Annotated in this window: 9 protein-coding genes; 7 read left to right on the plus strand and 2 right to left on the minus strand. The window is 59.7% G+C overall.

Annotation, left to right across the window (positions count from 1 at the left end; all coding sequences use genetic code 11):
* Positions 1-7 precede the first annotated feature (7 nt).
* The 4 genes from M8523_RS28820 (at position 8) to M8523_RS28835 (ending at position 3,801) form a co-directional block, all read left to right on the plus strand.
* Entirely contained in the window at positions 8-466 is a 459-nt protein-coding gene (locus M8523_RS28820; RefSeq protein WP_282588323.1) for a TadE/TadG family type IV pilus assembly protein, read from the plus strand.
* The gene (locus M8523_RS28825; protein WP_282588324.1) at positions 456-1,067 is read left to right on the plus strand and encodes a TadE/TadG family type IV pilus assembly protein; all 612 of its coding nucleotides are present in this window, start codon (positions 456-458) and stop codon (positions 1,065-1,067) included. The genes M8523_RS28820 and M8523_RS28825 overlap by 11 nt, the downstream gene beginning before the upstream one ends.
* Before the next feature lie 32 nt (positions 1,068-1,099).
* The gene (locus M8523_RS28830) at positions 1,100-2,599 is read left to right on the plus strand and encodes a pilus assembly protein TadG-related protein (RefSeq protein WP_282588325.1); all 1,500 of its coding nucleotides are present in this window, start codon (positions 1,100-1,102) and stop codon (positions 2,597-2,599) included.
* Positions 2,600-3,030: 431 nt separating this feature from the next.
* The gene (locus tag M8523_RS28835) at positions 3,031-3,801 is read left to right on the plus strand and encodes a hypothetical protein (protein WP_282588326.1); all 771 of its coding nucleotides are present in this window, start codon (positions 3,031-3,033) and stop codon (positions 3,799-3,801) included.
* 507 nt (positions 3,802-4,308) lie between these two features.
* On the opposite strand, the gene M8523_RS28840 is transcribed toward M8523_RS28835, so the two are convergent.
* A complete protein-coding gene (locus tag M8523_RS28840; RefSeq protein WP_282588327.1) occupies positions 4,309-4,902 on the minus strand; it encodes a class I SAM-dependent methyltransferase in 594 nt (197 codons plus the stop codon).
* Positions 4,903-5,704: 802 nt separating this feature from the next.
* Between M8523_RS28840 and M8523_RS28850 the strand changes: the two genes are divergently transcribed.
* Together M8523_RS28850 and M8523_RS28855 are read left to right on the plus strand one after the other, a co-directional pair.
* On the plus strand, positions 5,705-6,307 hold the full coding sequence (locus M8523_RS28850; protein WP_282588328.1) for a hypothetical protein: 603 nt from the start codon (positions 5,705-5,707) through the stop codon (positions 6,305-6,307).
* Complete coding sequence (locus M8523_RS28855) at positions 6,304-6,699, plus strand: DUF3768 domain-containing protein (RefSeq protein ID WP_282588329.1); 396 nt, start codon at positions 6,304-6,306, stop codon at positions 6,697-6,699. The genes M8523_RS28850 and M8523_RS28855 overlap by 4 nt, the downstream gene beginning before the upstream one ends.
* Before the next feature lie 8 nt (positions 6,700-6,707).
* On the opposite strand, the gene M8523_RS28860 is transcribed toward M8523_RS28855, so the two are convergent.
* Complete coding sequence (locus tag M8523_RS28860) at positions 6,708-6,989, minus strand: helix-turn-helix domain-containing protein (protein WP_282588330.1); 282 nt, start codon at positions 6,987-6,989, stop codon at positions 6,708-6,710.
* Here M8523_RS28860 and M8523_RS28865 point away from each other — a divergent pair.
* Positions 6,936-7,498, plus strand: a 563-nt coding sequence (locus tag M8523_RS28865; protein WP_282588335.1) for a hypothetical protein, incomplete at its 3' end; no start/stop codon positions are given. The genes M8523_RS28860 and M8523_RS28865 overlap by 54 nt on opposite strands.

The raw sequence follows: 7,498 nt of genomic DNA on the forward strand, positions 1-7,498 counted from the left end.
GCCAGCCTTGCGCTCACCTTCTGGCGTCGTCCGTGCGAAGACCATGCGAAATCTTGCGGATTGTCAGGAGGGCGCCGCTATTCTGGAGTTCGTCCTTGTGCTGCCGATTCTACTGGCGCTGCTCGGCGCCGCCTTCGAACTCGGGCGCGCACTTCTGTTCCGGGAGGCCATGATCGAAGCCGTGCGCGGCGGTGCGCGCACCCTCGCACGCGTGCCGGATCCGACCTGCCTCAACATCTGCACGCCGGGGGCGGCCCGCGCCGTGGCCATGACACGCAACGCAATCGTAGAAAACACCGGCCTCCTGCCGGCGGCCATCAGTGTCGCAGCGCAATGGGAGCCCGGATCCCCCACTGTGACCATGCAGGCGCGTTTAACGCTCGACAGCGACATGCTGCGGTTCGTCGGGCTCGGACCGCTTCTCACGCTGAGCGCGGTGCACCAGGAGCAGCGGATTGCCGAGTGATATCGCGTCAAATCAGGAGGGTGCGGCTTTGCTTGAGGCCGCGCTTGTCCTGCCGGTCCTGCTGCTCCTGGTTTTCGGGCTCACGGACGTCAGCCTCTATTTCTGGACCAAAAGCCTCGCCCTCAAGGCCGTCCAGCTTGGGGCGCGCCGTGCGATCCTGTCGGATGCTGTTGCGGTCGGGCCTGGGCTCGATCCGGCCGAGAGTGCCACCTATTGGTACGGTTTGCCGCCCGGCGCGCGATGCTTCCCCCCGCCAGGACAGCGCACCCTTTGTCCCACCTTCCAAGTGCGTTGCGATTTTGAGGCGGGCTGCCATTGCACAGGTGATGCGTGCCGCTTCCGCTTTGTTGCGAGACGCCTCGGACCCATTCTGAGCGCTATGCAGGCCGTGATGCCGGATCTGCGGCCCGAGAATCTCCAGATCACCTATACGACAAATGGTTTTGGCTATGTCGCGCGGCCCGTTCCGGTTCAAGTCGATGTCCGGGTGAGTCTCGTGGGGCTGCATTACAAGCCTCTGTTCCTCGGCGAACTCTGGGGCGACACGCTGCCGATCACGGCTTCGGCAGGCGTGCCGGGCGAAGACCTGCTGACGCGCTGATGGCTTGGTGCTTCGGTCTTCGATGTGTCAGCTTGCGCTTCAACGACGCCACTCGGCGCGCGCGGCCTCATCGGCTTCTCAAAAATGAAGCGGGGTTCGTTCTGGTGTTCCTGGCCATCGCGATTCCGGCCATTCTTGGCCTGATCGGCCTCGCGCTGGACGGCATCAGGCTGATGTCGCTCGATACCGACACGGCCAATATCGCAGATGCGGCGGCTCTGGCGGCGGCAGATCGTCTCGATCGATCGACCGATGCCATTCCACAAGCGCGCGCGGCGGCCCTTGCGCTCTTGAACAAATCGGCAGCGGACTGGCGCGGCGACGCGCGCCCGCGCCTTTCGTTCCGCTTCGCGAGACGTCTCGCTGATTTGCGTCAATCCCCCGGCTTCTCTTTGTCGGACAGTGCTGGAGTGGAGGCGCAATTCGTCGAAGTGAGAGCTTCGGAAGCCTCGCTCACGACGAGTTTCCTCCAACTCGTCGGCGCGCGCGCCGCGCCGCTCGAACGGCGCGCCATCGCCGAGTCGCAGTATTACGCCTGTGACGTCACGCCGGCTGTCCTGTGCCAGCCCGACCCCGCCGCTTTCGCGGCCCAAGCGCGTCCCGGCCAGCAATATCTTCTGCGCATGGACGGCAACATCGTTGCCGGTTCGATCGCCTTGCTCGACCGGCCGGATGCCGAGGGCGGACGCCAAGCCCTGCGTGATCTTGCCAGCAACGCCCCGCAATTCTGCTACGCTGACGGGCTCCGCCTGCGGCGCAACATCAGCCCTCTTGAATTCGATGAGGCCGTCAACGTCCGTTTCGACCGTTATGTCGGGCGGAGCGGTCCGATCGCCCCCGATCTCGCAATCTATCCACCGGCACCTGACATTATCCAGGGGCGTCATCTCGCGACCTGCAATTCGCCGCCGCAAGGCGGCGACATCAATCCGCCCTATCATCTCCCACGCGACACAGCCTACGAAGGGCTTCGTCTGAACGGGCTCTGGGACCAAGGTATCGGCGATTGGAAGATCACGCCGCCGATCGGCGGCACGGGGCTTCAGCTTAAAACGGCACTCGACGAATATCTGGCCTGGAACCATGCCGATAAGGGGACGGCTGTGCTCGACCGCTTTCGGAATGCGCCCACACGCTACGACCTATACCTCGCTGAACTCGGCCTCGACCGGTCGACGGAGAAAGCGCCCGTCGACACGCGCAGCCTCGGCGCTTCGGTCGCGACCATGCCGACCGGCGGTCCCGTTTCAGGTCCTCTGAGACTGGTACGGGAACATGCCGCCCCGTTCTGCTATGCTGGCACCCAGCCGGCGGTCGACCCCCAACGGCGGGTCATCGATCTTTCTGTCGCCGATTGCGGTCAATTTCCGGAGGCCGCAACGGCTTCCGTCCTGTCGCGACACGTGGCAAAATTTTTCCTCACTGAGCCGACCGATACGGGAATGACCCTGGTCGAATTTATCGGCCTGCTTCGGCCCAGGGACGATGCCGACAAGCTGCGCCACATCGTGCAACTCGTGGACGGGAATTAGTTCCGTTCAAATTGGACCTCATGTGTGCTTTTGTTTAGGAGAGGCGACAACTGCGTAAGGTGAAAGGCGCGGAACGGACCAGTTCTCCCGTGAGCATCGCCAGGGGAATGTCCGTCGTCAGTTTTTTAAGTCAGGCCGCGATGTGAGCGAAGGATGGTGGCTGAACCGCCACAATAGAAATGCCGGCGCCCGTGACCCGGATGACTAATTTTGTGGCCACTCGTTATCAGACGAGACCGTGTTGCTAGGTGGTCCGCGCCATTGTCTCATCGCCTAGCTGCCACCGGAAATGTGTCGGAGTTCTTCAGCAAATGCTTTCTCGTATGAGATCATGGCTCAATCAGATGTCATTACTGTTGTACCCTTCTAGGCATATAATTCCTGCACTCCCCGACCTCATGCATGTTCGCGCTGAGCGTCATTCTATTCGGATGATCGATCTGCCTGCCGAAGAGCTTCGTAGTCTTATTACTGAATTCAATGAGCGCGCTGACAAACTCGGTTGTGTGGTGATCGAGGGCGAAATTGAATGCGATCGCACTGTAGTTATTTTTGCTGGTAATCTCGAACGGTTTCATATGCTGTCCGCTGCCCAGACCCTGAAATGTAAGGTCGTGTATGTGCAGGATCCTGAAAGTGGCTGGTATCAGGGTTCGTGCCTGATTCCTGAACTCAGTGTGTTCTGCCAAATGTTCTTGAAAGACGAGATCGGCAACAAGCCCGCACTCTTCTTTGGACAGTCATCTGGCGCATATGCCGCCCTGGTAGCTTCCACTTATTTCCCAGGGTCGACCGTGGTTGCCTGCGCGCCACAAACGCGTTCGGATTCGGCGGTAAAAACGAAGGTTCACTTCGCCGGTATCCGCCCCCTTGCAACGCCGGACGATCTCATTGATGTGCGAGCGAGACTGATCGAAGCGTCAGATCCGCATGCGTCCACCACAATTGTCATGGCCGTCGGCGAAGCCGACAACCCCGTTCACGCTCACTTCTGGATGGATTATTTTCATGGTTTGCATGTGTGGGACCTGCCGAACGTCGGTGTGTCGATCGTGAATTCAAACTCGCATGCTGTCGTCCACCGCAATGTCCGGGCTTATGCGGATCTTCTATCGGAGTTAGCCGCCGAACTCTCCGCACCGGTGGCACGACGAAATGCCATCACACGAGAGTTCCTGGACCGCACCTATTCGAAGCCGTAACCAGAGGTGGCTCCGTTTGTCTGAACGGCGGTGGGTGGAGTGGGTCCCTGGCGCCGGACGAGTTCAGGCTGCTGATTTGACGCTCTGCCAGGGGAGTTGATCCTCAAACTGCTTGGGGCTGAGATAGCCGAGGGGCGATGATGGTGGACGTCGCGGCGTTTCTGGGCCGGGTGCGGCACGCGAAGCCCCCTTTAGAAACTCCAGCTCAAAAGATCTTGGCGCTTGGCAAGCCCGTGAAGGCTCTCCCCGGCCAAGTGGTCCTGCACGACCTGCCGCTTGAAATCGATGCTGTGTGTTCGGTGCTTCGCTATGGGCCTTCTTTCGGAAGACCGGCATGGGGGGATACCAACCGATGATCCTGTCCGGCACCGGGGCCCACTCCAGATCTTATCCAGGATTTGCGAACAACCAACTACCTGATCGACGCCCGCACATCGACGCCCGCACATCGACGCATGCGAGAATGCAGGTGGCTGGAAATTCGGTAGTGTCTCGACTTGGATTTGTTCACGGCCGACTCGCGGTGAACATGATGGCCGGGCCGTTCGGATGGTTGGCCTGATCCTCGATGAAGTTGACGGCCGAAAGCCCACAGGCCGAAAAGGCGCGCAACACGTCCTCTTTCGTCAACCATGCCGCAGTCGGATCGATGCCGCCCCAGTGGAGCGCTTCTTTCGAGCCATATCGGTGCGTCCAGTAGTCGAATGTGACTCCCTCGCGTTCGACAGACGACGCCTCAAACGGAACAGGATGCCGATCGGGATGGTAGACGTGGGTCCAGACGAAGCAGCGGTCACTTGCCCCCGCTATGGCGCGAATGAGCCGGATCGGATCGGACATGTGATAGAGAACGCCCGAGCAGAACACGACATCGAAGCGGCGAAGCTCAGCCTCAAGAAAACCCATGGCATCGCCGAGCAAGAACTTCGACCGGTTCAGACCAAGTAGCTCTTTCACGACAAGGCATTTGAGCCACGCCTCGGCACTTGCCTCGACGCAGGTGACGCTTGCAGCGCCCATCTGCTCCAAACGGTAGGTGTGAGCTGCTTCCAAGGGTCCGATTTCGAGAATGTGCAGTCCCGCAAAGTCGGTCAGACCCAATGCCCTCGCCGAGATGGCGGGCCGCTCGTCATGTGTAAAAAGTAGATTTGAGCCGGTGCCATCAACGCCAAGGAGAGGACGCAGATCGCAAGCCCAACGATCGCGAAAGACATCTACCGCCGTTTGAGCGGATGGTGCGCGGTCCTCAAACTTCACCAGTTCTGCCATCAAGCCTCACCCCAAGGTAGTCGCATTCTTGTACGGGCCACGCTTCAGCGGGTTCGACATCCCAGCCTCAACCATCTCGGCCACATCTTCCATGCTCCACGGCTGATCTGCAACGCTCGCCGTCATGGCCAGCGTCAACTGGCACCGAAGTTTCCTTGATTGTGAGCCTTTTAAATTCTCTAGGTGTTCAGTTCCAGCATCTGATGAATTGGGTTGTGTCTGAACCGTCCTGGTTCTGATGTCCATTGTTTGCAGATGGCTTCGTAGCGGTGAGACCTTTGAGGGTCTGGTCAAGCAGCGCACCATGTTGATCAATGCCCTCCGTTGCCATCTTGCGGAACTGGGAGTCGTAGCGCCTCAGCGGATGACCGGTTTGGCAGAACGATGGATAGGCGGGAAGGCCGTCAATGCAGATGCTGCTTTCAAGAAGGTCCTTTGAGAGCTAAGGTCGCTTGACATTCAACCACAGAGTGTATTACCCTACGTAAGGCTGCGATGATTGCAGCCCCATCGAGGCGCGAACCATGAGCGCACAAGACTTCGTTGCCACTAGGCCAATGGCGCCCAAACGAAAACTCCACCGCGCAACCTTTCCAGGCCCCCTCCGGGGCCTTCTTCTTTTCTGGAGATACTGATGAACGACCAAACCTCGGCAGTGACCCTGCCTGACAGCCCGCCCCACATCGCCGTGTTCGGGCTCGACGAAAGCCGCAAGGCGCATGCCTCGGTGTTTGGCCAGGCCGATGCCGACCTGGCGCGAAAGGCGGCTAGCTTGATGGGCCTGCATGTGTTGCAGCTCGACCGCCCCGAGCATCACATCGCGGCCCAAAAGCTGCCCAAGGGGCGGGTTTTCGCCAGCGGCAAGGCCTTCGTGCCCTTTGTTAAAAGGGCGCTGTATGACGAACTATGCGGCTTTGGCGGGGTCAACCCGAATGAGGTCGTGCTTCCGCAACGGGAAGCCAACAATGCCGATGCCGTGAAGGATATATCGGAGACAGCGCCACTGATCCTGAACTACCCGGAGGATTGGACCCGCATTCGCCCAGGCAGTGTGGTTCTGGCTATCGATCAGCCTGAAGACGGCTGGTGCGATGCCGTCGTCACCGAGACGCAGCCGGACGGACTTCATATCCTCATTTGGCGCGACTATTCAGATTACCCGCCTTTCGCACGACACACCCACGAGCTGGCGTTGCTCCACCCCCAGGCGCAGCAAAGCGAGGAGGCAGGACAATGACACTGACCAAAGCGCAAAGTGACATCAGCCGAAGGCGCGACGTGTTCAGTGCGGACTTGGTTCAAGGGGCTCGGGCCGACCGGATCCGACAACTCAACGATCGGCTTCGCTGCCAAGGCGACGGGGGGCGGGTCATGATCACGGCCGGGGTTGCAGCCTTACCAGCGGCTGTTCAGGCCAGCATCTTTGCCGCGATCCGGTCATTTGCGGCGTTCGATGGCGCCAACGATCCCTTCGACGAACACGATTTCGGCGTCGTTAGAACCGATGCGACCTGCGCCTGCTGGAAGATCGACTACTACGATCGCACGCTGACAGCCTATTCGCCTGATCCCGCAATCCCAGCCGTGACCATCCGGGTGCTGACGATCATGCTGGGAGCGGAATTTTGATGCCCCTTTCATTGCTTAGCTGCGCTGCTGGTCTTTCGCTTACGGCCGGGTTTCAGCACCAAGGGCTTGGCCTCACCCTCCGCGGGCACAGTGAAAAATGCAGAAACAGGCACCTGCAGCACGGTCGCAAGCCGATCAAGTGTGCCAACGGTGACGTTCTCAGTCCCCCGCTCAATCCGACCGACATACGAGGGCTCGAAGCCTGCCATGAGCCCGACACCCTCCTGCGAGAGTTCGTGAGCGATACGCAACCTGCGCAAGTTGAAACCCACCAGGGCGCGGACGTCCATGCACTGGAGACAAACAACCCTTGCCGGTCCGAAATCCAGGCACTAAAGGTACATAATAGTCTGAAAGAGACGCCCGTGATGTCTTCGTCGGTTCCCACTTTTGGTATGCCAATCTCGCGCATTGCCCCGCTCCACGGTGGTGAGCGAGGGGCGAGATCAGTCATAGCGAAGAGGGTGTCGCTAAAGTCAAAACAGCAATCGATGTCCGTGGCGGTCGCATTCCCGCTGCTCTTGGCAACCATGCTGCCCGTTGCTGCGATGGAAGGCCCACCGCGCGACTCTGATGCCACGTTGGTGCTTGATCACGCTTTCCACTTTTCCCAAGGTAACAGAACAGCTTTGCCGTCAAGCGATTGCAAGCTCGCCGCTGAGGCAAAAGCCGCGTTCGATGCTGAGACAGCTCAAGGCAATGGGCTCACCCTACTCTCGCACCTCGACGCCGAACGATTTGTCGAAGCAGCCTATCGCGGGCGTTTTGATTCGATGAACGCCAACCTCGATTTGATCAT

The organism is Lichenifustis flavocetrariae, from assembly GCF_026130545.1.
In the GTDB taxonomy this organism is placed as follows: Bacteria; Pseudomonadota; Alphaproteobacteria; order Rhizobiales; family Beijerinckiaceae; genus Lichenihabitans; species Lichenihabitans flavocetrariae.

Coding starts and splice junctions, on each gene's coding strand:
- M8523_RS28850 (WP_282588328.1), top strand. CDS start 5,705: ATGAACGACCAAACCTCGGCAGTGACCCTGCCTGACAGCCCGCCCCAC.
- M8523_RS28835 (WP_282588326.1), top strand. CDS start 3,031: ATGATCGATCTGCCTGCCGAAGAGCTTCGTAGTCTTATTACTGAATTC.
- M8523_RS28855 (WP_282588329.1), top strand. CDS start 6,304: ATGACACTGACCAAAGCGCAAAGTGACATCAGCCGAAGGCGCGACGTG.
- M8523_RS28860 (WP_282588330.1), bottom strand. CDS start 6,989: ATGGACGTCCGCGCCCTGGTGGGTTTCAACTTGCGCAGGTTGCGTATC.